The sequence below is a fragment of the Streptomyces sp. NPDC020875 genome, assembly GCF_040641415.1.
Taxonomy (GTDB): domain Bacteria; phylum Actinomycetota; class Actinomycetes; order Streptomycetales; family Streptomycetaceae; genus Streptomyces.
On record NZ_JBFADP010000070.1, the window covers coordinates 13693 to 39267 of the forward strand.

Below are 25575 nucleotides of genomic sequence, written 5' to 3' on the forward strand. Positions count from 1 at the left end.
GCAGCACCGGGAAGGCGGCCCCTCCGCGCGGAACGAGACTCTGCTCGATCCGCTGGCCACCCTCAGGACCGCCGCCGACCCGGATTGCGACGTCCATCTGACCGGGACGGTCTTCCTCGACATCATCCTCACCGGGCTCGACTCGGCCCCGGTCCGCGGTACCGAGTCCTGGGCCCGGGGCATGGGTTCCAGCCCCGGCGGCGTCGCCAACATGGCCACCGCACTGGCCCGGCTCGGCCTGCGGACGTCCCTGGCCGCCGCCTTCGGCGACGACCACTACGGCGACTACTGCTGGGACGCGCTGGAACAGGGCGAGGGCATCGACCTCTCCCGGTCGCGGACCGTACCCGGCTGGCACTCCCCGGTGACCGTCTCCATGGCCTACGAAGGCGAACGGACCATGGTCTCCCACGGCCACGAGGCCCCGCCGCCCGGCGTCCCGCCCCACTGCCCGCCCGCGCGGGCCGCGGTGGCGTCCCTGGAGCCCGAGCCCGCCCCCTGGATCGCCGAGGCCGCCACGAGCGGCACCCGGATCTTCGCGGACGTCGGCTGGGACGAGACGGGCCGGTGGGACCCCTCCCGGCTGGCCGACCTGGCGCACTGCGAGGCATTCCTCCCCAACGCCGAGGAGGCCATGCGCTACACCCGCACCGACTGCCCGCGCCGGGCCGCCCACGCCCTCACCGCCTACGTACCGACGGCGGTCGTCACCCTCGGTGCCGAAGGCGCCTACGCGGTCGACGGCTCGACCGGCGCCTGCGCCGAGGTGCCCGCGATCGCGGTCGAGGCACTCGACCCCACCGGCGCGGGCGACGTGTTCGTGGCCGGATTCGTCACCGGCACCCTCGCCGAGTGGCCGCTCGCCGACCGGCTCGCCTTCGCCGGACTCACCGCCGCCCTCTCCGTCCAGGAGTTCGGCGGCTCACTCTCCGCACCCGGCTGGTGGGAGATCGCCGCCTGGTGGCGCCACGTCCAGGACGCCCCGGCCCAGGACCCGGCGGCCCTGCGGCGGTACGCCTTCCTCGACGAACTGCTGCCCGCCCCGGCCCGCCCCCTGCCCCTGCGCCGGGCCGTCCCCACCATCGGCTTCCGCAGCCCGGCCTGACCGGCGGTTTCCCCGGCCGCGGCGCCCCGCCCGCGGCCCCCGGGACGGCCCCCGCGGAAAATGCCTTCGGCCGTTGTCGGCGCCGCGTCGTAGGCTGGTGTCCCAGAGGTTGTCGAGCGGCGAGAACCCTGCATCAGGAGGTAGGCGCAGGCCCCAGAGCCGGCCCATGACTCAGACACCCACAGCACAGAACTCGAAGTCCGCGCGGCGTTCCGAGAGCGGCGAGGCCCGAGCCTTCTTCACCGTCCCCGCCAAGCACCCCATGGTGACGGTCCTCGGCTCCGGCGACTCCCTGCTGCGCGTGATCGAGGCGGCCTTCCCGGCGGCCGATATCCATGTCCGGGGCAATGAGATCAGCGCCGTCGGGGACGCGTCCGAAGTCGCCCTGATCCAGCGCCTGTTCGACGAGATGATGCTCGTGCTCCGCACGGGACAGCCGATGACGGAGGACGCGGTGGAACGCTCGATCGCCATGCTCAGGGCGGAGGCGAACGGCAACGGCGACGGGACGGAGACCCCGGCCGAGGTGCTCACCCAGAACATCCTCTCCAGCCGTGGCCGCACCATCCGCCCCAAGACGCTCAACCAGAAGCGGTACGTCGACGCCATCGACAAGCACACGATCGTCTTCGGCATCGGCCCCGCCGGTACCGGCAAGACGTATCTCGCCATGGCCAAGGCGGTCCAGGCCCTCCAGTCCAAGCAGGTCACCCGGATCATCCTGACCCGCCCCGCGGTCGAGGCCGGCGAGCGCCTCGGCTTCCTCCCCGGCACGCTCTACGAGAAGATCGACCCCTATCTCCGCCCGCTCTACGACGCGCTCCACGACATGCTCGACCCGGACTCCATCCCCCGCCTGATGGCCGCCGGGACGATCGAGGTCGCGCCGCTCGCGTATATGCGGGGGCGTACCTTGAATGACGCCTTCATCATTCTCGACGAGGCCCAGAACACCAACCCCGAGCAGATGAAGATGTTCCTCACCCGGCTCGGCTTCGACTCGAAGATCGTCATCACCGGTGACGTCACCCAGGTCGACCTGCCGAACGGCACCAAGAGCGGTCTGCGACAGGTGCAGGAGATCCTCGACGGGGTGGACGACGTCCACTTCTCGCGGCTCACGTCCCAGGACGTCGTCCGGCACCGGCTCGTCGGCCGTATCGTCGACGCGTACGAGAAGTACGACGGCCGTGTCGGGGAGCAGCGGTCCGGCGGTGCCCAGCACGGCCGGTCCGCCGCGAACGACGGCCGAGGCTCCCACGGGAAGTAGTACGAACCAGACCATGTCGATCGACGTCAACAACGAGTCCGGAATCGAGATCGACGAGCGGGCGGTGCTCGACATCGCCCGCTACGCCCTCGCCCGGATGCGCATCCACCCGCTCTCCGAACTCTCGGTGATCGTCGTGGACGCCGAAGCCATGGAGCAGTTGCACATCCAGTGGATGGACCTGCCCGGCCCCACCGATGTCATGTCCTTCCCGATGGACGAGCTGAGGCCGCCCGCCAAGGACGACGAGGAGCCCCCGCAGGGCCTCCTCGGCGATATCGTGCTCTGCCCCGAAGTCGCCCGGCAGCAGGGCGAGGAGGCCCCGACGAAGCACTCCATGGACGAGGAGCTGCAACTGCTCACCGTCCACGGGGTGCTCCATCTGCTGGGGTACGACCACGAGGAGCCCGACGAGAAGGCGGAGATGTTCGGACTCCAGGGCGCGATCGTCGACGGCTGGCGCGCCGAGCGGGGGATCACCGGTCCCTCCCCGGCCCCGACCGTGTCATGACCGGCCCGCTGATCGCCGGGGCGGTCCTGCTGGTCGTCGTCGCCTGGCTGGCGGCCTGCGCGGAGGCCGGCATCGCCCGGGTCTCCAGCTTCCGGGCCGCCGAGGCGCTGCGCTCGGGCCGCCGAGGCGCCGCCAAGCTGACCCAGGTCGCCGCCGACCCGACCCGCTATCTCAATGTCGCCCTGCTGGTGCGGGTCGCCTGCGAGATGGCGGCCGGGGTGCTGGTGACCTATGTCTGCCTCCAGGAGTTCCCGGAGACCTGGGAGGCCCTGGCCGTCGCCATCGCGGTGATGGTCCTGGTGTCGTACGTCGCCGTCGGCGTCTCCCCGCGCACCATCGGCCGGCAGCATCCGCTGAGCACGGCCACGGCCGCCGCCTACGTCCTGCTGCCGCTGGCCCGGATCATGGGCCCCGTCCCGCAGCTGCTGATCCTGCTGGGCAACGCCCTCACCCCCGGCAAGGGGTTCCGCAAGGGCCCGTTCGCCTCCGAGGCCGAGCTGCGCGCCCTGGTCGACCTGGCCGAGCAGGAGTCCCTGATCGAGGACGACGAGCGCCGGATGGTGCACTCGGTCTTCGAACTGGGCGACACCCTCGTTCGCGAGGTGATGGTGCCCCGGACCGACCTGGTCTGCATCGAGCGGTACAAGACCGTCCGCCAGGCGCTCACCCTGGCCCTGCGCTCCGGCTTCTCCCGGATCCCGGTGACCGGTGAGAACGAGGACGACATCGTCGGGGTGGTCTACCTCAAGGACCTGGTCCGCAAGACGCATGTCAACCGGGACGCCGAGAGCGATGTGGTCTCCACCGCCATGCGGCCCGCGGTCTTCGTCCCCGACACCAAGAACGCGGGCGATCTGCTCCGCGAGATGCAGCAGAAGCGGAACCATGTCGCCGTCGTCATCGACGAGTACGGCGGTACGGCCGGGATCGTCACCATCGAGGACATCCTGGAGGAGATCGTCGGGGAGATCACCGACGAGTACGACCGGGAGCTGCCGCCCGTCGAGGATCTGGGCGCGGGCAGGTTCCGGGTCACGGCCCGGCTCGACATCGGTGACCTCGGCGACCTGTACGGGGTCGGCGCGCTCGACGACGAGGACGTGGAGACCGTCGGCGGGCTGCTGGCCAAGTCCCTGGGCCGGGTGCCGATCGCGGGCGCGGCGGGCCGGTTCGAACTGCCCGACGGCCGGTCGCTGCGCCTGACGGCGGAGTCCCCGGCGGGACGGCGCAACCGGATCGTCACGGTCCTGGTGGAGCCGGTGGCCGCCGATGCCGGGGCCCGCGAGGCCGACGAGACGGGGGAGGAGTCCGCGGCATGAGCGGCCGGGGGATGAGGGCGGCCGAGGTACGGACGTTCTGCCTCGCCTTCAATGACGCGGTGGAGGACTTCCCCTTCGGCGACGAGGTCTCGGTCTTCAAGGTGGCCGGGAAGGTCTTCGCCCTGGGGCGGCTGGACCGGGCGCCGCTCTGGATCAACCTCAAGTGCGAGCCGGAGAACGCGCTCCGGCTGCGCGCCGAGTATCCGGAGATCGTCCCCGGCTATCACATGAACAAGCGCCACTGGAACACCGTGACGGTCGGCGCTCTGCCGCCCCGGCTGGTCCGGGAGCTGATCGAGGACTCGTACGACCTGGTGGTCGCCGGGCTGCCGCGGGCCGTACGGCTCCGGCTGGACCGCCCGTGACACGGCCTAAACTCGGGGCATGACGCAGAGCAGCGAATCGCCGGAGACCGTGATCGACCCCGAGGACCGGAAGATCATCACGCTGGCGCGGAGCGCGCGGGCCCGTAACGGCGCGGCGGAGGGCGCCGCCGTACGGGACGAGACCGGCCGGACGTATGTCGCCTCCACGGTGGCGCTGCCCTCCCTGCGGCTGAGCGCCCTGCGGACGGCCGTCGCGATGGCCGTGGCGAGCGGCGCGCGGTCCCTGGAGGCGGCGGCGCTGGTGACGTCCGCGGACGCCGCGGTCTCGGACGACGACCGGGCGGCGGTCCACGACCTGGGCGGCCCCGACACCCCGGTCCTTCTCGCCGCCCCCGACGGCACCCTGCGCTCCACGACCTGACCCCCTCCGGGGGGCGGGGTCGGCGGGCGGTCGGGAGGGCCCCAGGGGTGCGAGGAGTCCCGGGAGGAGGCCCCGGTGAGGGCGGGGGGCACGGGAAGCGCGCGGATCGGGGAGAATGAACGGCATGAGCGCGCGTACCCAGTCCAGCGAGTCCGCCCCCCACCGGTCGGGCTTCGCCTGTTTCGTCGGCCGCCCCAACGCGGGCAAGTCCACCCTCACGAACGCTCTGGTCGGCCAGAAGGTGGCGATCACCTCCAACCGGCCGCAGACCACCCGGCACACCGTGCGCGGGATCGTGCACCGCCCGGACGCCCAGCTGATCCTGGTCGACACCCCCGGCCTCCACAAGCCGCGGACCCTGCTCGGCGAGCGGCTCAACGATGTCGTCCGCACCACCTGGGCCGAGGTCGACGTGATCGGTTTCTGTCTGCCCGCAGACCAGAAGCTGGGCCCCGGTGACCGGTTCATCGCCAAGGAGCTGGCCGGGATCAAGAAGTCCCCGAAGGTCGCCGTCGTCACCAAGACGGACCTGGTGGACTCCAAGACCCTCGCCGAGCAGCTGATCGCCGTGGACCTGCTGGCGCGGGAGCTGGGCTTCGAGTGGGCCGAGATCATCCCGGTCTCGGCGGTCGGCGGCGACCAGGTGCAGCTGGTCGCGGATCTGCTGGTGCCGCTGCTGCCCGAGGGCCCGCCGCTCTACCCCGAGGGCGATCTCACCGACGAGCCCGAGCAGGTCATGGTCGCGGAGCTGATCCGCGAGGCGGCGCTGGAAGGCGTCCGGGACGAGCTGCCGCACTCGATCGCCGTCGTGGTCGAGGAGATGATCCCCCGGGAGGACCGGCCGAAGGACCGCCCGCTGCTGGACATCCACGCCAATCTGTATATCGAGCGGCCCAGCCAGAAGGGCATCATCATCGGCCCCAAGGGTGCCCGCCTGAAGGAGGTCGGCAGCAAGTCGCGCAAGCACATCGAGGCGCTGCTCGGCACTCCGGTCTTCCTCGATCTGCATGTCAAGGTCGCGAAGGACTGGCAGCGCGACCCCAAGCAGCTCCGCAAGCTCGGCTTCTGACCGCCCCGGGGGCCGGCCGCCGCCGCGGGCAGGGTGTCAGGCGCCTTCGCGCAGTACCCGGGTGACCAGCCGCCGCTGGGCCGTGGTCAGCCGGGGTTCGGCCGTGTGGACGGTCCGCCCGTCGACGGTGATCTCGTACGCGAAACCGTCCGGGACGCCCGCCCGGGCCGGGCCCGTGGGCGCCGACTCCTCCACCGCCGCGCTGGCGAGCGCCCGCCACTCGGCCGCGTCGGGGCGCCCGGCGGTGTCGACGGTGGCGAACCGCTCGATCCCGGCGAAGCCGCCGGTGCGCCGAATCTGGATACGCATGACATCCGTTCTAGTACGGATCCGGGGCGGGCGGTAGCGGGGATCCGGGCGCCACGGCCGACCGGGGGGCGGTACGGGCGGCCCGGGCCCGTACCGCCCCCCGGTCCGGCGGGGTCACGAGGTGGGGACGCCCACCGTCGACCATGCCTTCAGTACGCCCTCGACCTCGGGCGAGCCGTCGCCGTAGCGGGCCCGGGCCGAGGCCACCGTCAGCCCGGCGAACTCGCCGAACCGGGCGTCCTGCGTCAGCTCGCCGCCGGTGAGGGTGTCGTACCAGATCTGCCCGGCCCGCTCCCACGCCTTGCCGCCCAGCTCGGTGGCGAGCAGATAGAAGGCGTGGTTCGGGATGCCGGAGTTGATGTGGACTCCGCCGTTGTCCCGGCCGGTGCGGACGTAGTCGTCCATCGTCGCGGGCTGCGGGTCCTTCCCGAGGACGTCGTCGTCGTACGCGGTCCCGGGCGCCTTCATGCTGCGCAGCGCGACGCCCGTGACATCGGGCGCCAGCAGGCCCTCGCCGATCAGCCAGTCCGCCTGATCGGCGGTCTGGCCGAGGACGTACTGCTTCACCAGCGCGCCGAAGACGTCGGAGACGGACTCGTTGAGAGCCCCGGACTGGCTGAAGTACTCCAGGTTGGCGGTGTGCTGGGTCAGCCCGTGGGCCAGCTCGTGCGCGATCACGTCCACCGGGATGGAGAAGTCGAGGAAGATCTCGCCGTCGCCGTCGCCGAAGACCATCTGGGAGCCGTCCCAGAAGGCGTTGCCGTACTCGCGGTCGAAATGGACGCTGGCGTCCAGCTTCAGCCCGGCGTCGTCGAGCGAGTTGCGGCCGTATGCCTTCAGCAGCAGCTCGACGGTGGCGCCGAGGCCCGCGTAGACCCGGTTGACGGTGGCGTCCCGGCCCGGCTCGTCGCCCTCGCCGCGGACCTTGCGGCCGGGCAGGTCGGTCCCGTTCTCGCAGTCGTAGATCGTGCGCCGGGGCTTGGCGTCGGCGTCCGCGACGGGCGGGACGGCCGCGACCCCGCGGACCGTGGTGATCCGGCGGCGGGTGCGCTGGAAGGCGTCGCGCTCCAGGGTGCGGGTGGCGCGGTCGGCGATCCGCTGGTTCTCGGCCCGGGCCAGCTTGTCCAGCAGATGCGGCGGAACGACGGTGCAGAAGACGCTGTGGAATGCCATGCAAGGCAATGTGACACCGAGGCACGACAGTGTCACTAGCCGCGACCGCTATTAGTGAAATGGAGTGAAGGATGCCGTTTCGCACTGACGGAACAGGCGTGCGGCGCTCATCGGAGCGCCCCCGGCGGCGCCCCCCGGGGGCGGGGCTCGTCGCGGGATCCGTACGCATCCGGTGTCCCGCATACTGATACGAGGGCGGCGGTCGTCCGGTCCGTCGGATATGCTCCCCGGCATCATGCGTTTCGGGCTGCTTCTTCTTAGCTGCCGCGGCGAGGGCCTGTAGTCGTAGGCCGACCCCCTCCCCGCGGGACAAGCTGCTGCTTCGAACCGTCGGCCGGTCGATCTTTCCAACCGGAATCCGAGGAGCCCGCGCACACCATGACCGACGCCGCCATCGGCCGTCCCACGCCGATCACCAACGCCAGTCACTCCCAGCAGCCGTCCGGGATGCCGATCCACAAGTACGGGCCCTACGAGGCCGTGGACCTGCCGGACCGCACCTGGCCGGACCGCCGGATCACCAAGGCGCCCCGCTGGCTCTCCACGGATCTGCGCGACGGCAACCAGGCCCTGATCGACCCGATGTCCCCGGCCCGCAAGCGCGCCATGTTCGACCTGCTGGTACGGATGGGCTACAAGGAGATCGAGGTCGGCTTCCCGTCCTCCGGCGAGACCGACTTCGCCTTCGTCCGCTCCATCATCGAGGAGGGCGCGATCCCCGAGGACGTGACGATCTCCGTCCTCACCCAGGCGCGCGAAGAGCTGATCGAGCGGACCGTCGAGTCCCTGAAGGGCGCCCGCCGGGCCACCGTCCATCTGTACAACGCCACCGCCCCCACCTTCCGCCGGGTCGTCTTCCGGGGCTCCCGCGACCAGGTCAAGCAGATCGCGGTGGACGGCACCCGGCTGGTCCTGGAGTACGCCGACAAGCTGCTGGGGCCCGAGACGGTCTTCGGCTACCAGTACAGCCCGGAGATCTTCACCGACACCGAGCTGGACTTCGCCCTGGAGGTCTGCGAGGGCGTCATGGACGTCTGGCAGCCCGAGGACGGCCGGGAGATCATTCTCAATCTGCCGGCCACCGTCGAGCGGTCCACGCCCTCCACCCACGCCGACCGGTTCGAGTGGATGTCGCGGAATCTGTCCCGGCGCGAGTACGTCTGTCTGTCGGTGCACCCCCACAACGACCGGGGTACCGCCGTCGCCGCCGCCGAGCTGGCCGTCATGGCGGGCGCCGACCGGATCGAGGGCTGCCTCTTCGGCCAGGGCGAGCGGACCGGCAACGTCGACCTGGTGACCCTGGGCATGAACCTGTTCTCCCAGGGCGTCGACCCGCAGATCGACTTCTCGCAGATCGACGAGATCCGCCGGACCAGCGAGTACTGCAACCAGATGGAGGTCCACCCGCGCCACCCCTACGCGGGCGACCTGGTCTACACCGCCTTTTCCGGCTCCCACCAGGACGCCATCAAGAAGGGCTTCGACGCGCTGGAGGCGGACGCGGCGGCGGCCGGGAAGACCGTCGACGAGATCGAGTGGAACGTCCCGTATCTGCCGATCGACCCCAAGGACGTCGGCCGCTCCTACGAGGCCGTGATCCGGGTCAACTCGCAGTCCGGCAAGGGCGGCATCGCGTACGTCCTGAAGAACGACCACAAGCTGGACCTGCCGCGCCGGATGCAGATCGAGTTCTCGAAGATCATCCAGGCGAAGACGGACGCGGAGGGCGGCGAGGTCACCCCCGGCGACATCTGGACCGTCTTCCAGGACGAGTACCTGCCCAACCCGGACAACCCGTGGGGCCGGATCCGGCTGCGCTCCGGCCAGTCCACCACCGACACCGACGGGGTCGACACCCTGACCGTGGACGCCGTCGTGGACGGCGCCGACACCGTACTGACCGGCTCCGGCAACGGCCCGATCTCGGCTTTCTTCGACGCCCTGCAGGCCGTCGGGATCGACACCCGGCTGCTCGACTACACCGAGCACACCATGAGCGAGGGCGCGTCCGCGCAGGCCGCGTCGTACATCGAGTGCGCCATCGACGGCAAGGTGCTGTGGGGTATCGGCATCGACGCCAACACCACCAGGGCATCGCTGAAGGCGGTCGTCTCGGCGGTGAACCGGGCCGCCCGGTAACGGCCCCGGGGCGGCGCTCTACGGGCGTCGCCGCGTACCACCGGCCCTTGTGAGCGGGCGCGCGGCGGGCATCCGCCGTAGGCCCGCTCACGCACCGGCCGTGGTCACCGCTCGTACGTCCGTCCGATCTCCGCTTCGTACGTCCGACGGGCCCGGACCGGTCTCCCGTACGTCTCCGCAGCTCGGGACGGGAACCGGTACGGGCCCCTGTCGTCGGTAATCGGCCATGTGCGGACCGGGGCGCTCCGGGGTACTGACGGGCCCCTGTTCATGTGGCTAACATCACGCCAACAAGGCTGTGCCGTGGCACAGTGACGCCCGTAGGCGCAGGCCGACGGGTGAGGCCGGCGGAGGTGCGAGTTGCGGACGGACCGGGGTGTATTCGGTCGAAGGCTGTGGGTCTGCGGCGTATCCACCGCGTGGAACACCATCGGCGACGGCGAGTTCTTCTGCGCGGCCTGCGGCGGCGACCGCAACTACCGCCGCCGGACCGGGCGCCGCCGGTTCACCCTGCTCGGGATCCCGGTACTGCCGCGCGGCTCGACCGGGCCCGTCGTCGAATGCACGGCCTGCCACGGCCACTTCGGCATGGACGTCCTCGACCACCCCACGACGGCGCGGTTCTCCGCGATGCTGCGGGACGCGGTGCACACCGTCGCCCTCGCGGTCCTGGCGTCCGGCGGGACGGAGTCCCGGCCGGTCCGCGAAACCGCGGTCGCCACGGTACGCGCGGCGGGGCTCCACGACTGTACGGAAGACCAGCTCACCGGGTTGATCGAGGCGCTCGCCGCGGACACCGGACGCTTCGTCAGCGACACCGGTCCGTGCGGGGCGGCCCTCGCCATCGAACTCCACGAGGCGCTGGAGCCGCTCGCGCCGCACCTCGCCCCGGCCGGGCGGGAGTCCATCCTGCTCCAGGGCGCCCGGATCGCCCTCGCGGACGGGCCGTACACCCCGGCGGAGCGGGAGGTCCTGACGACGGTCGGCGCGGCGCTCCAACTGCCCCCCACGGACACGGTCCGCCTCCTGAGCACGGCGAGGACGCTGTCCCCTTGACGCTCCCGGGGCCGGGTGCCACGTGAGCGGCGGGCCCCTTTTCAGGAGCGGTGCCGGGGAAGCATCTAGGGGCTCGGGGAACTGCGAGAACAACCACGACGGTGGCGCGGACCGCGAACAACATCAGGCCGCCGGGTGCACCCGGTCAGGGACGGTGCCCGGGAGCAGCCGAGGCGCTGGAGTCCGCATTGCCGGCGGGAACTACGCCCGCCGCCCGGGGAGGGCCAGCGCGACGAGGAGCGCGCAGCCGAGGAGCAGTGTCGCCGCCGCTTGGAGCGCGAAGGTGAAGCCCTCTGCCGCCGCGATGCCCACCAGCGCCGCGATGCCCACCGCGCCGCCCACCTGCTGGACCGAGCCGAGCAGCGCCGACGCCAGGCCCGCGTCGCGTTCCGTGGTGTCGGCGACCGCCGCGATCGCCAGGGCCGGGAAGCCGAGGCCCGAACCCAGGGCCGCCACCAGCAGTCCGGGCGCGATACCCGTCGGATACGCGGTCCCGGCCGTGATGCCGGAGAGCATCAGCAGCCCCACGGCGCTCACCAGGAACGAGACGAGCAGCGGTGGACGGACGCCGTAGCGGGCCACCGCCCACGAGGATAGCCGTACCCCCGCCAACACGCCCGCCGCGTACGGGAGATACGCGAGGCCCGCCGCCAGCGGCCCGTACCCCAGCTCGTTCTGGAGCCGCAGCATCACCAGGAACGACAAGGCGAAGAACGCGGCCGTGAAGAGCAGCGCCGCCACCAGGGCCACCGCCCGTGACCGCCGGGCCGGGAAGGCGAGCGGCACCAGGGGGTCGGCCGTCCGGGCCTCCACGGCGAGGAACGCGCCGCCGAGTACCGCCGCGAGCAGCAGCGGTACGGCCGCGGCCAGGTCCCAGCCGTGTTCGGCGCCCCGCAGCAGTCCGTGGACCAGGGCCAGCAGCGCGCCCGTACCCAGCAGCGCCCCGGGGACGTCGATCCGCGCCCCGGGCCGCCGCTCGTCCGCGGGCAGCAGCCTCGGCGCCAGCAGGAGCGCCGCCGCCGCGATCGGCAGATTGATCAGGAACACCCAGCGCCACGAGAGCAGATCCGTCACCACACCGGAGATCACCAGACCGGTCGTGCCGCCGAGCACGGCCACCCCGCCCCAGACGCCCATCGCCTTCGCCCGTTCGCCGTCGCCGGGATACATCAGGGTGATCAGCGACATCGCCGCCGGGCTCGCCAGGGCCGCGCCGGTGCCCTGGAGGAACCGGCCCGCCACCAACTGCCAGGGCTCCTGGGCCAGTCCGCACAGCAGACTCGCCGCCCCGAACAGCGCGACGCCGGTGAGGAAGACCGCCCGGCGGCCCAGCAGATCGGCCGCCCGCCCGCCGACCAGCAGCAGGGCGCCGAAGGCCAGGAAGTAGGCGTTGACCACCCAGGCCAGCCCCGCCGTTCCGAAGCCGAGGTCGTCCCGGACGGTGGCGAGCGCGACATTCACCACCGAGTCGTCGAGGACCAGCATGAAATGGATGAAGGAGAGCACCACGAGTGCCTGGGCACGTCGCCGTACACCCGTGTTGACCTGGGATGTTGTCGTCATACAGCGACGCTACGCAGCCCCTTCCGCAGCCGCGATACGCTACCGGGACAAGTGATAGCGCGTAGAGGACAACGCGTCCGCGGGCCCGCGTACGGACCTTCCGTGGACCTTCCGTGGACCCGCCGTGGACCTTCCACGGGCCGTACGCAGGCCCCCGCGCGAGCCGTGTACGAGTCAAGGCGCGAGCGGCGGTACGAGGCGCCGCCCGGCCCCGGAAGGAGCCCCCGTGACCCGGTGGCCCGAGCCCTGCCCCGCCCCCGACGGAGCCGGTGCGATCGTCGTCGGCAGCTTCCCCATCACCTCCGGCGAGTGGTTCCCCGCCCACAGCCACACCCACCACCAACTCGCCTGGAGCCGCCGGGGCGTCATCGGCGTCGCCGTCGACGACACCTACTGGGTACTGCCGCCGACCCGCGCCCTGTGGATCCCCGCCGGAATCGTCCACCGCACCGGTGCCACCCGGGGCGCCCTGCTCAGCTCCCTCTACTTCGTTCCCGCCCGCTGCTCCGTCGAGTGGTCCGAACCCACCGCCGTGGCCGTCGACGGGCTCCTCGCCCGGCTGATCGCCCACCTCGGCCGGGACGACCTCACCGTCGGTGCCCGGCTCCGGGCCGAAGCCGTCGTACCGGATCTGCTGCGCCCGCTGCCCGCCGCGCCCATCGACGTGCCCGAGCCCGCCGACCCCCGGGTACGGGCGGTGGCCGACGCGCTCACCGCCGATCCGGCCGATCCGCGCGGACTCGACGCCCACGCGCGGGCCGTCGGCGTCAGCCGCCGTACCCTCACCCGGCTGTTCGCCGCCGACACCGGGATGAACTTCGACCGCTGGCGCACCCATACCCGGCTGCGGGCCGCCCTGCCGATGCTCGCCGAGGGGCAGCCGGTCTCACGGGTCGCGCATGCCGTCGGATACGCGACGGCCAGCGCCTTTCTGGCGGCGTTCAGACGGACGGTCGGTACGTCCCCCAGCCGCTACCTCCACGGCGCGCCCCCGGAGGACCCGACCCCGTAGCCCCGCGCGCTCAGTTGGCAGCGGCCGCCCGTTCGGGAGGCGCCCGGCGCGTACTCCCGGGGGAGTAAGCGGCGACCCCTTGCGCCCGCGGCAGTACGCGGTATCTCGGTCCCCGGCGGGACGAGGAGACCCGTATCCCGGCGGGAGGGTGGGTCCGTAACCGGCCGCCGCACACCGGCAGCGCCGCCCGCGCACCCGAGGGGGAACCGTCCATGAGGTCCACCGTCCCGTCCCGCCCCGCCGAACGACGGCGACGGGTGCTGCCCTGGGGCGTACTGCTGCTCTGGGCCGCCGTCGTCGCCGTCGTCCTGCCCTTCGCGGGCAAGATGGAGGACGTCCAGCGCGACAACGCCGTCGACTATCTCCCGGCTGGAGCCGACTCCACCCAGGTCGCGAAGATCGAGCAGAGCCTGCCCGGCGGCGAGACCGCCGAACTCGTCCTCGTCTACAGCCGCGACGGCGGAATCCGGCCCGCCGACCGTGCCCTGGTCGAGCGGCAGACTGCGGCCGTCGCCGCCGCGCACCCGCTGGTGGTCCCGCCGAACCCGGTGTCCTCCGAGGACGGCACCGTCCTCATGGTGCCGATCGCCGGCAGCGGCCCCGGCAACGACGAGGAGAAACGGATCGCCTTCGTCGAGGACGTACGCGCGGCCGTCAGCGGCGGTGACGGACTCACCGTCGGCGTCGGCGGGCCCGCCGCCCTCGAAGCCGATATGGAGGAAGTCTTCTCCACCATCGACGGCACCCTGATGATCGCGACCGTGGCCGTGGTGACGGTCCTGCTGATCCTCACCTACCGCAGCCCGTTCCTCTGGCTCGTACCCCTGCTCACCGTCGGTGTCGCCGCCCTCCTCACCCGGGGGGTGATCTACGGACTCGTCCAGGGCTTCGACCTCACCGTCACCAGCCAGAGCGCCGGGGTCATGACCGTCCTCGTCTTCGGCGCCGGTACCGACTACGCCCTGCTGCTGGTCGCCCGCTACCGCGAGGAACTCCGCCGCCACCAGCGGCCGTACGACGCCATGGCCGCCGCCCTGCGCGGCTGCGGGCCCGCCGTCCTCGCCTCGTCCGGCACGGTCGCCGCCGGGCTGCTCTGTCTGACGGCCGCCGACCTCAACAGCTCCAGCGGACTCGGCCCGGTCGGCGCCGTCGGCGTGGTGGCCGCGCTGGTCGCCATGCTGACCCTGCTGCCCGCCCTGCTGGTCGTCCTCGGCCGCCGGGTCTTCTGGCCGCTGATCCCGGTCCACGGCACCGAACCCGACCACCGCAGGTCCCTCTTCGCCGCCATGGGCGGATCCGCCGGGCGCCGCCCGCTCGCCGTCCTCGTCACCGGCGCCGCCGTGCTCGGCGCGCTGGCGCTGGGCTCGTTCAACCTGCCCGGCGGCCTCAAGTCCGAGGACTCCTTCACCGCGAAGCCCGAGTCCGTGGCCGCCATGGCCCGGCTCGCCGACGCCTTCCCCGACCGCAGCAGCGCCCCCGTCGCCGTGATGGCACCCACCGGCCGCGCCGACGAGGTCACCGCGACCGTCCGGGCCGAGGACGGGGTCGCCGCCGTGGAACGCGGACGCAGCGCCGGTGGCTGGACCGAGATCGCCGTCTTCGCCGAGGACGCCCCGCAGACCGCGGGCGAGACCGCCACCATCAAGGCCCTGCGCGCGGCCCTCGACGGAGTCGCCCACGTCGGCGGGGAGAGCGCGCAGGGGATCGACCTGGAAGCCACCAACGAGCGCGACCGGAAGGTGGTGATCCCGCTGGTACTCGGTGCCGTACTGCTGATCCTGATCGCCCTGCTGCGCTCGGTGGTCGCCGCGACGGTCCTCACCGTGGCCGTGGTCGCCGTCTGGGGCGCCGCCTGGGGGCTCGGCGGACTCGTCTTCGAACCCCTCCTCGGCTTCCGGGGCGTCGATCCCGGTATCCCGCTGCTGTCCTTCGTCTTCCTGGTCGCCCTCGGAGTCGACTACGGCATCTTCCTGATGCACCGGATGCGGGAGGAGGCCCTCGCGGGCCGGACACCCGCCGACGCCGCGCTGATCGCGCTCCGCACCACCGGCGGCGTCATCGCCTCCGCCGGGATCGTCCTGGCCGCCACGTTCGGGGTGCTGATGAGCCTGCCGCTGGTGGCGCTGGTCGAGATGGGCTTCCTGATCGCGGTCGGGGTGCTGCTGGACACGTTCCTGGTCCGTACGTATCTGGTGACGTCCGCGAGCCTGCTGCTGGGCCGCGCGATCTGGTGGCCCGGCGCGCTCTCCCGCCGCCCGGCGGCCGGGACGGACCCGACGGGGTCCCCGCTACCCGGCGCCGGGCTGGGCGTGCAGCCCGGCGCCGAGCCCGGCCGGGAGCACCCCGAGGACGTCCCGGCCGACCGCCCCGGCGCCCTCACCTGACGCTCCGTACGAGACCCTCGTACGAGATCGTCGTACGGCCCCTCGGCACCGCCCGCCGCCGAGGGGCCCGGGGCCTCCCGGGCGCCGCTCCGGCTCCGTACCGCCGCCCGAACCGGCCCCGTACCGCCGTCAGTTCCGTACCGCCCGTACCCCAGGATGGACCGATGGAGACCGCCGAAGCCCCGCCCCCGCCCACCCCGGGCCGCCCCGGCCGTGACGGCCCGCCGGGGCCCCGGGGCGGCCCGCTGCGGCCGGGCGTATGGCTGCTCAACGTCGTCGGCCGGGATCCGCTCGCCGCACCCGGGCTGCGCCGCAACGACGCCGTACTGGCCGCCGTGACCGGGGTCGTCGCGGTCGTGCTCGCCGCCGTCTGCCAGGACGGGGGGCGGCCCGACGCCCTCGGCTGGCTGCTGCTCGCCGGTGCCGTCGTACCGCTCGCCTGGCGGCGCGTACGGCCCTTCCCGGCGATGCTGACCGGGATCGCGTCCGTCGCCCCGTACCACGCCATGGACAACGCGCATGTCGCGCCGATGCCCGCGTCGCTGATCCTGCTCTATACCGTCGCGTCCCTGTCCCGGCCCCGGACCACCGCCCTGGTCGGCGGCGGCGTCCTCGTCTTCGCCGTCGGGGTGATGTTCACCGTCGGCCCCCATCAGGGCCTGGAGGCCCTGCGGACCTCCGGCTGGGTCATCGCCGTCCTCTTCTGCGGTACGGACGTCCGCGCCTACCGCCGCTACATCGCCTCCGTCATCGCCCGCGCCGAGCACGCCGAACGCACCCGGGAACAGGAGGCCGCCCGCCGGGTCGCCGAGGAACGCGTCAGGATCGCCCGCGACCTGCACGATCTGCTCGCCCACTCGATCACCCTGATCGGGGTCCAGACCTCCGTCGCCTCCCATGTCCTCACCGTCGACCCCGACCGGCTGGACCGGGCCGCGCTCGCCAAGGCCCTCGACGACATCGCCGACACCTGCCGCACCGCCCGGGGCGAACTCCGGACGACCCTCACCGTCCTCCGGACCGACCCGCCGGGCGGCGGCGCCCCAGACGGCCCCGAAGCCCCCGGCACCCCGCCCGGCCCCGGTCCCGGCCCCGACGGCGGGCCGCTGCCCGACCTGGCCGCCCTGCCCGGACTCGCCGCCGCGTCCGGCGCCGCCCTCACCCTGCGGCCCGGCGACACCCGCCCGCCGTCCGCCGTCGCCGCCGCCGCGTACCGGATCGTGCAGGAATCCCTCACCAACGCCGTCCGCCACGGCGGTACCGGCGTCCGGGCCCACGTCACCGTCGAACACCACGACGGCGCCCTCCACGTCACCGTCACCGACGACGGCGACGGCGCCCCGCACGACCCGGCCGCCCCCGCCGCCCCACCCGGCTTCGGCATCGCCGGAATGCGCGAACGCGCCCGCAGCGTCCACGGCACCCTCACCGCCGGACCACGCCCCGGCGGCGGCTTCCGGGTCGCCGCCCGGCTGCCCCTCCAGCCCGCGGAGAGACCCGAATGACCACCGGAACCGGCCGCCCGATCCGGGTACTCCTCGCCGACGACCAACAGCTCGTCCGCGCCTCCTTCGCCCTGCTGCTCTCCTCCGCCCCCGATATGGAGGTCGTCGGCGAGGCCGGCGACGGCGCCCAGGCCGTCGCCGGGGCCCGCTCCGCCCGGGCCGACGTCGTCGTCATGGACATCCGGATGCCCGGCCTCGACGGCATCGGCGCCACCCGGCAGATCGCCGCCGACCCGGATCTCGCCGGAGTCCGGGTCCTCGTCCTGACCACGTACGACACCGACGAGTACGTGGTCGAGGCGCTGCGCGCCGGGGCCTCCGGCTTCCTCGTCAAGGACACCCGCCCCGCCGAGCTGCTGGCCGCCATCCGGACCGTCGCCGCCGGGGACGCCCTGCTCTCACCCGGCCCCACCGCCCGGCTGATCGCCCGGGTACTCGCAGCCCCCACCGCGCCCCGGCCCGGCACCGCCGGACCCGGCGATCTCACCGAACGGGAGCGCCAGGTCCTCGCCCTGGTCGCCCGCGGCCTCAACAACGCCGAGATAGCCGAGACCCTCGCCCTCTCCCCGCTGACCGCCAAGACCCATGTCAGCCGGATGATGGGCAAGCTCGGCGTCCGCGACCGGGCCCAGCTGGTGATCGTCGCCTACGAGTCCGGACTGGTCGTCCCCGGCGACCGGGGACCGGAACCCCGGGACCGGCCGTAGGCCGCCCTTCCCCGCCGGGATCCCACCGGCCGACCCCCGCTGCGACGCCCCGATCCCGCCCCTGGCGCCCCCGATCCCGCCCGATCCGGCGGAGACGCCGTGGCGCCCCGCCGCGTACGCGAGAATGGACCCCATGAGCCTGTTCCGCGACGAAGGCGTCGTCCTGCGCACTCAGAAGCTGGGCGAGGCCGACCGCATCATCAGCCTGCTCACCCGGGGCCACGGCCGGGTGCGGGCCGTGGCGCGCGGCGTACGGCGCACCAAGTCGAAGTTCGGGGCCCGGCTGGAGCCGTTCTCCCATGTCGACATCCAGTTCTTCGCCCGGGGCGGCGAGCTGGTCGGCCGCGGACTGCCGCTCTGCACCCAGAGCGAGACCATCGCCCCCTACGGCGGCGCCATCGTCGGCGACTACGCCCGCTACACCGCCGGTACCGCCATGCTGGAGACCGCCGAGCGGTTCACCGACCATGAGGGCGAGCCCGCCGTCCAGCAGTATCTGCTGCTCGTGGGCGGGCTGCGGGCGCTGGCCCGGGGCGAGCACGCGCCCCGGCTCATCCTCGACGCCTTTCTGCTCCGCTCCCTCGCCGTCAACGGCTACGCGCCCAGCTTCGTGAACTGCGCCCGGTGCGGCCTCGACGGGCCCAACCGGTTCTTCTCGGTCGCGGCGGGCGGGGTGATCTGCGCCGACTGCCGGGTCCCGGGGAGCGTCGTCCCGTCGACCGAGGCCATCGGACTGCTCAGCGCGCTGCTGACCGGCGACTGGCCCACCGCCGACGCCTGCGAGCAGCGGCACGTCCGGGAGGGCAGCGGGCTGGTCTCCGCCTATCTGCACTGGCATCTGGAGCGGGGGCTGCGGTCCCTGCGCTATGTCGACAAGGAGGGCACCGTGCGGAGCCCCGCGCCCGGCGGCACCGCCCGCGACACCGCCCATGACGCCCGCTCGACCCCCGTATGACGCCCTTCCGGCGTTCCCCGGACGCCTCCGACTCCCGACCGACCAGCAATCACTCGCATCGCACACAGGAGAAGTGAGAGCCGCAATGGCACGACGCGGAATCCTCGGCCGTAACCGCCGTGAGTACCAGGTCCCCGAGCCGCATCCGTCCGGTGAGCGGCCGCCGAAGATCCCCGGCGAGCTGGTTCCCAACCATGTCGCGGTCGTCATGGACGGCAACGGGCGGTGGGCCAAGGAACGCGGTCTGCCCCGCACCGAGGGCCACAAGGTCGGCGAGGGCGTCGTCCTCGACGTCCTCAAGGGCTGTCTGGAGATGGGCGTCGGCAATCTGTCGCTGTACGCCTTCTCCACCGAGAACTGGAAGCGCTCGCCCGAAGAGGTCCGCTTCCTGATGAACTTCAACCGGGACGTCATCCGCCGCCGCCGGGACGAGATGGACGCCCTCGGCATCCGGATCCGCTGGGTCGGCCGGATGCCGAAGATGTGGAAGTCGGTCGTCCAGGAGCTCCAGATCGCCCAGGAGCAGACCAAGGACAACGACGCGATGACGCTCTACTTCTGCGTCAACTACGGTGGCCGGGCCGAGATCGCCGACGCCGCGCAGCGGGTCGCCCAGGAGGTCGCGGCGGGCCGTCTCGACCCGTCCAAGGTCAATGAGAAGACGTTGCGGAAGTACCTCTACTACCCGGACATGCCGGATGTGGACCTCTTCCTGCGGCCCAGCGGCGAACAGCGGACCTCGAACTATCTGCTCTGGCAGAGCGCCTACGCCGAGATGGTCTTCCAGGACGTGCTCTGGCCCGACTTCGACCGGCGCGACCTGTGGCGGGCCTGTCTGGAGTACGCCCAGCGCGACCGGCGCTTCGGTGGCGCCAAGCCGAACGAGGTCCCCGCGCAGGGCCGCTGACCCCGGACCCGTACTCTTGATCCGGATGTACGACGGCGGGGGCGGGCATCGTCCGCCCCCGCCGACCGGTCCGTGCTTACGGCTCGGGCCCGGTCCGGGCTCCGGCCGTACGGCTCAGCCCTCGGCCGCCGCCGAGGCCGCGCACTCCGCGCACGTACCGAAGATCTCCACGGTGTGCGCCACATTCACATAGCCGTGCTGGGCGGCCACCGACTCGGCCCACGACTCCACGGCAGGGCCCTCGACCTCGACCGCCTTGCCGCAGACCCGGCAGACCAGATGGTGGTGGTGGTCGTCGGTGGAGCAGCGCCGGTAGACGGACTCGCCGTCGCTGGTGCGCAGCACATCGACCTCGCCCGCGTCCGCCAGCGACTGAAGGGTGCGGTAGACCGTCGTCAGGCCCACCGAGTCGCCCCGGTGTTTGAGCATGTCGTGCAGCTCCTGGGCGCTGCGGAACTCGTCCACCTCGTTGAGCGCCGCCGCCACGGCGGCGCGCTGCCGGGTCGACCGGCCTCGTACAGGGGTGGTGTTTCCGCCGGATGGCGCCGTCGCCACAGGTGCCTCCTCCATCGACCGCACAACGTGTCACGGCCAATTCTGCCAGGCCCCGCGCCGCGTACGGCACCGGTCGGCGCGACCCGCCGGTCGGACCGGCGCCCGGACCGGCGGCCGTACCGGTTTCCCGCCGGGCCCGTACCGCCTTCACGCCCCCGCCCGGCCGGGCCTTCCGCGAGGCTTCGGTACGTTCCCCCGGCGGCCGTCAGACCGTGACGTCGTCGCGCGGGACGCGGACGCCCGGCACCCCGCACTCCCCGGTCACCGTGGCCTCGGCCGCCCTCGCCCGGCGCCTGGCCAGTGGCGCCGCCACCACGGCCAGCAGGCCGAACACCCCGATCGCCAGCAGGACGATCGTCGCCCCGGGCGGTACGTCCTGGTAGTACGAGGTCGTGGTGCCCGCCAGGGTGACCGCGACCCCGATGCCGACGGCCAGCGCGAAGGTCGCCCGGAAGGACCGGGTGAGCTGCTGGGCGGCCACCACCGGGACCACCATCAGGGCGCTGACCAGCAGCAGCCCGACGACCCGCATGGCGACCGAGACGGTCACCGCGGCGGTCACCGCGATCAGCAGATTCAGCGCCCGGACCGGCAGGCCGGTGACCCGGGCGAACTCCTCGTCCTGGCTGACGGCGAAGAGCTGCCGCCGCAGCCCGACGGTGACCAGCACCACGAACCCGGCCAGCAGGGCGATCGCGGTCAGATCGGCGTCGGAGACGGTGGAGAGCGAGCCGAAGAGGAAGGAGCTGAGATCGGCCGTCGACCCGGTGTCCGAGACGTTGACCAGCATGACGCCGCCCGCCATGCCGCCGTAGAAGAGCAGGGCGAGCGCGATGTCGCCGCGGGTGCGGCCGTACGCCCGGATCAGCTCCATCGCGACCGCGCCCGCGACCGAGACCAGGGTGGCCATCCAGATCGGGTTGGTGGAGAGCAGGAAACCGAGGCCGACACCGGTCATCGCGACATGGCCGACGCCGTCGCCGAGCAGCGCCTGGCGGCGCTGGACCAGATAGACGCCGATGGCGGGCGCCGTGATCCCGACCAGGACGGCCGCGATCAGCGCCCGCTGCATGAACGCCGTTTCGAGGATTTCCATGGTCAGCTCAGCAGTCCCGTGCGGAGCGGCTCGTCGGCCGCGTGCGGATGTACGTGGTCGTGGCCGGGGAGCGCGTGCTGTCCCAGGGCCTTCGGCGGCGGACCGTCATGGACGACACAGCCGTCGCGCAGGACGACGGCCCGGTCGATCAGCGGCTCCACGGCGCCCAGCTCGTGCAGGACCAGCAGTACGGTCGTCCCGGCCGCCACCTGGTCGTGGAGGGTCTCGGCGAGCACCTCCTGGCTGGCCAGGTCGACCCCGGCCATCGGCTCGTCCATGATCAGCAGCTCGGGTTCGGCGGCCAGGGCCCGGGCGATCAGCACCCGCTGGTGCTGTCCGCCGGAGAGCGCCTCCACCGGGTCCTTCGCCCGGTCGGCGAGCCCGACCAGACCGATGGCCCGGTCCACGGCCGCCCGGTCGGCCCGGGAGAGCAGTCCGAACCGGGCGCGGGAGAGCCGGCCGGAGGTGACGACCTCGCGGACGGTCGCGGGCACCCCGCTCGCGGCGGTGGTCCGCTGCGGTACGTAGCCGACCCTGGCCCAGTCGCGGAACCGCCGCAGCTCGGTGCCGAACAGCTCGACCCGGCCGGAGGTGAGCGGTACCCGGCCGATCACCGAGCGGACGGCCGTCGACTTGCCGGAGCCGTTGGCGCCGAGCAGGGCGACGACCTCGCCGCGGGCCACGGTCAGATCGACACCGCGCAGCACGGGCCGGGAGCCGAGGGCGGCCCGGGCGCCGCTGAGGGATATGACGGGCGGCTCGGCGGCCGATCCCGAAGCGATACTCATTTCGCCCCCAAGGCGGTCTTCAACGCCGTGAGATTGGCGTTCATCACCGCGAAGTAGTCACGGCCCTTCGACTTGTCGGTGATGCCCTCCAGCGGGTCGAGGACATCGGTCCGCAGCCCGGCGTCACCGGCGAGGGTCTTCGCGGTCCGGTCGCTGGCGAGGGTTTCGAAGAAGACGGTGGTGACCTTGTCGGCGGTCGCCACCTTCCGCAGTTCCTTGATCCGGGCGGGGCTGGGCTCGGCCTCGGGGTCGATTCCGGCGATGCCCTCCTGGATCAGCCCGTACCGCCCGGCGAGATGGCCGAAGGCGCTGTGGGTGGTGATGAAGGTGCGGGTGGTGGTGTTCTTCAGGCCCTGCTCGAAGGAGGCGTCGAGCGCCTTCAGCTCGGCGACCAGGGTGTCGGCGTTCTTCTTGTAGACGGCGGCGTTGTCCGGGTCGGCCTTGCCGAGGGCGGTGCCGACCCCGGCCGCGATCTCGGCGTACTTCACCGGGTCCAGCCAGACGTGCGGGTCGGTGCCGCCCTTGCCGTGGTCGTGGCCGTGGTCGTCCCCGGCGGGGGCGTCGCTCTCGGTGCCGTGGTCGTGACCGTCGCCCTCGGAGTGGCCTTCGGTGTGCCCGTGGCCGTCCTCCTCCTGGTGGGGCGCGGCGGCGGGCAGCTCGGTCTCCGTCAGCTTCGCCGCGTCCGTCTTGTGCTTGACGGGCGTCTTCTCGATGGCGCTGTCGACGGCGGGCTGGACGCCCTTGAGGTAGAGGATGTAGCCCGCCTTCTCCAGCTGGGCGGCCTGGCGGGGCTTGAGCTCCAGATCGTGCGGCTCGACCCCGGGCTTGGTGAGGGTGGAGACGGTGACGCGGTCGCCGCCGATCCGCTCGGCGAGGAACTGCATCGGATAGAACGACGCGACCACCTTCAGCTTGCCGTCCTCCCGGCCGTCCGACGCGTCGGCGGAGGAAGAGCAGGCCGTCAGCGCGAGCAGACCGAGGGCGGCCGTTCCCGCGGTGACGGCCGGAGGTATCAGATGGCGTACGTTCATGACTGTCATTTTCAACAAAACTGGAAACCATTGTCAACAAGCCAGGGTGAAAACGGGATGGAATCGGCACCTCCGGTTCGCCTCGCGGACCGTGGAAATCCGGTTCCGGTCCGGGGGCCCCTCGATTTGATCCCGGGGGCTCCCACGCCGGTAATCTGAGGCATTCGCCCAGCCGTCGTCCCTATGAAGAGAGCACCGTGGCCGCCGACAAGATCGACACGATCGTCAACCTGAGCAAGCGCCGTGGCTTTGTCTACCCCTGCAGCGAGATCTACGGTGGTCAGCGCGCTGCCTGGGACTACGGGCCGCTCGGAGTCGAGCTGAAGGAGAACATCAAGCGCCAGTGGTGGCGCTACATGGTCACCTCGCGCGAGGACGTCGTCGGTATCGACTCGTCGGTCATCCTGGCCACCGAGGTCTGGGAGGCGTCCGGCCATGTCGCGACCTTCTCCGACCCGCTCACGGAGTGCACCTCCTGCCACAAGCGGTACCGGGCCGACCACCTGATCGAGGCGTACGAGGAGAAGCACGGCGGCAAGTCGCCCGAGAACGGCCTCGCCGACATCAACTGCCCCCACTGCGGCACCAAGGGCGCCTTCACCGACCCCAAGCAGTTCTCCGGCCTGCTCGCCACCCACCTCGGCCCCACCCAGGACTCCGGCTCCGTCGCCTATCTGCGCCCCGAGACCGCGCAGGGCATCTTCACCAACTTCGCCCAGGTCCAGCAGACCTCGCGGAAGAAGCCCCCGTTCGGCATCGCCCAGATGGGCAAGTCCTTCCGGAACGAGATCACGCCCGGCAACTTCATCTTCCGGACCCGTGAGTTCGAGCAGATGGAGATGGAGTTCTTCGTCAAGCCGGGCGAGGACGAGCAGTGGCAGCAGTACTGGATGGACCAACGCTGGAACTGGTACACCGGCCTCGGCCTGCGCGAGGAGAACATGCGCTGGTACGAGCACCCGCAGGAGAAGCTCTCGCACTACTCCAAGCGCACCGCCGACATCGAGTACCGCTTCCAGTTCGGCGGCAACGAGTGGGGCGAGCTGGAGGGCGTCGCGAACCGTACCGACTACGACCTCTCCGCCCACTCCAAGGCGTCCGGCCACGACCTGTCGTACTTCGACCAGGAGGCCGGGGAGCGCTGGACCCCGTACGTCATCGAGCCCGCCGCCGGTGTCGGCCGGACCATGCTCGCCTTCCTCCTCGACGCCTACAACGAGGACGAGGCGCCCAACGCCAAGGGCGTCCTGGAGAAGCGCACGGTCCTGCGGCTCGACCCGCGGCTGGCCCCGGTGAAGGTCGCGGTGCTGCCGCTCTCCCGCAACCCGCAGCTCTCCCCGAAGGCCAAGGGCCTGGCGACCGACCTGCGGCAGAACTGGAACATCGAGTTCGACGACGCGGGCGCCATCGGCCGCCGCTACCGCCGCCAGGACGAGATCGGTACGCCGTTCTGCGTCACCGTCGACTTCGACACCCTCGACGACAACGCGGTGACCGTGCGCGAGCGCGACACCATGAAGCAGGAGCGGGTCTCCCTCGACCAGATCCAGGCGTACCTGGGCGCCCGTCTGCTGGGCTGCTGACCCTCGTACGACGACCGGCCCGGGGCCGGCCGGGCCGTGTGCCCGGCCGGCCCCGGGCCTTTCCACGCGGAAAACCGGATGCCCCGGGCGCCCCGGCCGGGGTAACGTCACCGCCATGTCTTCGTTCTTCCAGATCTACGAGTGAGAGCGCGGCGGCGACCGCGGCGGTGAAACCCCCGGCCCCGCCCCCTTCTGACCCCCACAGTCATTTCTCACCCCGAACGGGAGAACCCCATGGCCAAGAGCCGAAACAACCTCCTCGGCGTCGGCGGACAGCGCCGCAAGCTGTCCCGCTCCGGACAGCAGACCGGCGGACCGGCGGGCGCCGCCGACCGCAGGGCTGCCGCCGACCAGAAGGCCGACCTGGTGGCCCGGATGCGCCGGCGCACCGCGGACGACACCGACGCCGCCCCTGAGCCGGAGACCCCCGACGCCGCGGAGCCCGCGACCCCGGACACCCAGGACGCCTGACCGCACCGGTGCCCGGGAGGCCCTCGCCCCTCCCGGGCACCGCCCGGCGGCCTGGTGTCGTCGGCGGTCTGCGCCACCGTCGTGGCTGTTCGCGCAGTTCCGCCCCCTATGCCTTCGGCAATGGGGGACCCCCAGCGCCTTGGCCCTCCGGGTTGCCGCCTTACTACCCGGATCCCGCCCGGCGACCTCGTGTTGTCGGCGGTCTGCGCCACCGTCGTGGCCGTTCGCGCAGTTCCCCGCGCCCCTAGGTTGCCTCTCTTGCCGTCCTCGTGGAAAGGCGGGGCCCTCTTTTCAGGGGCGGTGCTGGGGAGAGCATTTAG

Annotated in this window: 24 protein-coding genes; 17 read left to right on the plus strand and 7 right to left on the minus strand. The window is 72.3% G+C overall.

Annotated features, from left to right (window positions below; genetic code table 11):
* Window positions 1-40: 40 nt before the first annotated feature.
* The 7 genes from AB0G74_RS30260 (at window position 41) to era (ending at window position 6021) form a co-directional block, all read left to right on the plus strand.
* Window positions 41-1105, plus strand: coding sequence for a PfkB family carbohydrate kinase (locus tag AB0G74_RS30260; protein ID WP_361152722.1), 1065 nt, complete (start codon window positions 41-43; stop codon window positions 1103-1105).
* A gap of 166 nt (window positions 1106-1271) precedes the next feature.
* Window positions 1272-2375: a PhoH family protein gene (locus AB0G74_RS30265; protein ID WP_361152664.1), complete on the plus strand. Its 1104-nt coding sequence runs from the start codon at window positions 1272-1274 to the stop codon at window positions 2373-2375.
* A gap of 13 nt (window positions 2376-2388) precedes the next feature.
* On the plus strand, window positions 2389-2886 hold the full coding sequence (gene ybeY, locus AB0G74_RS30270) for an rRNA maturation RNase YbeY (RefSeq protein WP_361152666.1): 498 nt from the start codon (window positions 2389-2391) through the stop codon (window positions 2884-2886).
* On the plus strand, window positions 2883-4205 hold the full coding sequence (locus AB0G74_RS30275; RefSeq protein ID WP_361152668.1) for a hemolysin family protein: 1323 nt from the start codon (window positions 2883-2885) through the stop codon (window positions 4203-4205). Before ybeY ends, AB0G74_RS30275 begins: the two co-directional genes overlap by 4 nt.
* 11 nt (window positions 4206-4216) lie before the next feature.
* Window positions 4217-4570, plus strand: coding sequence for an MmcQ/YjbR family DNA-binding protein (locus AB0G74_RS30280; protein WP_361152724.1), 354 nt, complete (start codon window positions 4217-4219; stop codon window positions 4568-4570).
* 19 nt (window positions 4571-4589) lie between these two features.
* On the plus strand, window positions 4590-4952 hold the full coding sequence (locus AB0G74_RS30285; RefSeq protein WP_361152671.1) for a cytidine deaminase: 363 nt from the start codon (window positions 4590-4592) through the stop codon (window positions 4950-4952).
* 124 nt (window positions 4953-5076) lie between these two features.
* On the plus strand, window positions 5077-6021 hold the full coding sequence (gene era / locus AB0G74_RS30290; RefSeq protein WP_361152673.1) for a GTPase Era: 945 nt from the start codon (window positions 5077-5079) through the stop codon (window positions 6019-6021).
* A 36-nt stretch (window positions 6022-6057) separates the two neighbouring features.
* Here the strand turns inward: era and AB0G74_RS30295 are convergent, their stop codons facing one another.
* Window positions 6058-6330 (minus strand): protealysin inhibitor emfourin, encoded by a 273-nt coding sequence (locus AB0G74_RS30295; protein ID WP_361152675.1) that lies wholly within the window; start codon window positions 6328-6330, stop codon window positions 6058-6060.
* A 114-nt stretch (window positions 6331-6444) separates the two neighbouring features.
* On the minus strand, window positions 6445-7503 hold the full coding sequence (locus tag AB0G74_RS30300) for a M4 family metallopeptidase (RefSeq protein ID WP_361152677.1): 1059 nt from the start codon (window positions 7501-7503) through the stop codon (window positions 6445-6447).
* Window positions 7504-7881: 378 nt separating this feature from the next.
* Between AB0G74_RS30300 and leuA the strand changes: the two genes are divergently transcribed.
* Entirely contained in the window at window positions 7882-9642 is a 1761-nt protein-coding gene (leuA, locus tag AB0G74_RS30305) for a 2-isopropylmalate synthase (RefSeq protein ID WP_361152680.1), read from the plus strand.
* Window positions 9643-10002: 360 nt separating this feature from the next.
* A complete protein-coding gene (locus AB0G74_RS30310; RefSeq protein WP_361152683.1) occupies window positions 10003-10698 on the plus strand; it encodes a TerB family tellurite resistance protein in 696 nt (231 codons plus the stop codon).
* A gap of 201 nt (window positions 10699-10899) precedes the next feature.
* On the opposite strand, the gene AB0G74_RS30315 is transcribed toward AB0G74_RS30310, so the two are convergent.
* Window positions 10900-12261, minus strand: coding sequence for an MFS transporter (locus AB0G74_RS30315; protein WP_361152686.1), 1362 nt, complete (start codon window positions 12259-12261; stop codon window positions 10900-10902).
* 226 nt (window positions 12262-12487) lie between these two features.
* Here AB0G74_RS30315 and AB0G74_RS30320 point away from each other — a divergent pair, with 226 nt between their 5' ends.
* The 6 genes from AB0G74_RS30320 (at window position 12488) to AB0G74_RS30345 (ending at window position 19731) form a co-directional block, all read left to right on the plus strand.
* A complete protein-coding gene (locus AB0G74_RS30320; protein WP_361152689.1) occupies window positions 12488-13273 on the plus strand; it encodes a helix-turn-helix transcriptional regulator in 786 nt (261 codons plus the stop codon).
* A gap of 212 nt (window positions 13274-13485) precedes the next feature.
* On the plus strand, window positions 13486-15657 hold the full coding sequence (locus AB0G74_RS30325) for an MMPL family transporter (RefSeq protein WP_361152692.1): 2172 nt from the start codon (window positions 13486-13488) through the stop codon (window positions 15655-15657).
* Window positions 15658-15821: 164 nt separating this feature from the next.
* A complete protein-coding gene (locus tag AB0G74_RS30330; protein WP_361152695.1) occupies window positions 15822-17162 on the plus strand; it encodes a histidine kinase in 1341 nt (446 codons plus the stop codon).
* Window positions 17159-17869, plus strand: coding sequence for a response regulator transcription factor (locus AB0G74_RS30335; protein ID WP_361152698.1), 711 nt, complete (start codon window positions 17159-17161; stop codon window positions 17867-17869). The genes AB0G74_RS30330 and AB0G74_RS30335 overlap by 4 nt, the downstream gene beginning before the upstream one ends.
* Window positions 17870-18002: 133 nt before the next feature.
* Window positions 18003-18824: a DNA repair protein RecO gene (gene recO / locus AB0G74_RS30340; RefSeq protein WP_361152700.1), complete on the plus strand. Its 822-nt coding sequence runs from the start codon at window positions 18003-18005 to the stop codon at window positions 18822-18824.
* 85 nt (window positions 18825-18909) lie between these two features.
* Complete coding sequence (locus AB0G74_RS30345; protein WP_361152702.1) at window positions 18910-19731, plus strand: isoprenyl transferase; 822 nt, start codon at window positions 18910-18912, stop codon at window positions 19729-19731.
* A gap of 114 nt (window positions 19732-19845) precedes the next feature.
* Here the strand turns inward: AB0G74_RS30345 and AB0G74_RS30350 are convergent, their stop codons facing one another.
* The 4 genes from AB0G74_RS30350 to AB0G74_RS30365 form a co-directional block, all read right to left on the minus strand.
* Complete coding sequence (locus AB0G74_RS30350) at window positions 19846-20286, minus strand: transcriptional repressor (RefSeq protein ID WP_361152705.1); 441 nt, start codon at window positions 20284-20286, stop codon at window positions 19846-19848.
* 205 nt (window positions 20287-20491) lie between these two features.
* On the minus strand, window positions 20492-21382 hold the full coding sequence (locus tag AB0G74_RS30355; RefSeq protein WP_361152708.1) for a metal ABC transporter permease: 891 nt from the start codon (window positions 21380-21382) through the stop codon (window positions 20492-20494).
* A 2-nt stretch (window positions 21383-21384) separates the two neighbouring features.
* Window positions 21385-22170 carry a metal ABC transporter ATP-binding protein gene (locus AB0G74_RS30360; RefSeq protein WP_361152711.1) on the minus strand — a complete coding sequence of 262 codons (786 nt, stop codon included), beginning with the start codon at window positions 22168-22170 and terminating at the stop codon, window positions 21385-21387.
* Window positions 22167-23201, minus strand: a complete 1035-nt coding sequence (locus AB0G74_RS30365; protein WP_361152713.1) for a metal ABC transporter substrate-binding protein — start codon at window positions 23199-23201, stop codon at window positions 22167-22169. Before AB0G74_RS30365 ends, AB0G74_RS30360 begins: the two co-directional genes overlap by 4 nt.
* Window positions 23202-23398: 197 nt before the next feature.
* On the opposite strand from AB0G74_RS30365, the gene AB0G74_RS30370 reads away from it, so the two are divergent.
* Together AB0G74_RS30370 and AB0G74_RS30375 are read left to right on the plus strand one after the other, a co-directional pair.
* Complete coding sequence (locus AB0G74_RS30370; protein WP_361152717.1) at window positions 23399-24784, plus strand: glycine--tRNA ligase; 1386 nt, start codon at window positions 23399-23401, stop codon at window positions 24782-24784.
* 234 nt (window positions 24785-25018) lie between these two features.
* A complete protein-coding gene (locus AB0G74_RS30375; protein WP_361152720.1) occupies window positions 25019-25255 on the plus strand; it encodes a DUF6243 family protein in 237 nt (78 codons plus the stop codon).
* Window positions 25256-25575: the final 320 nt, after the last annotated feature.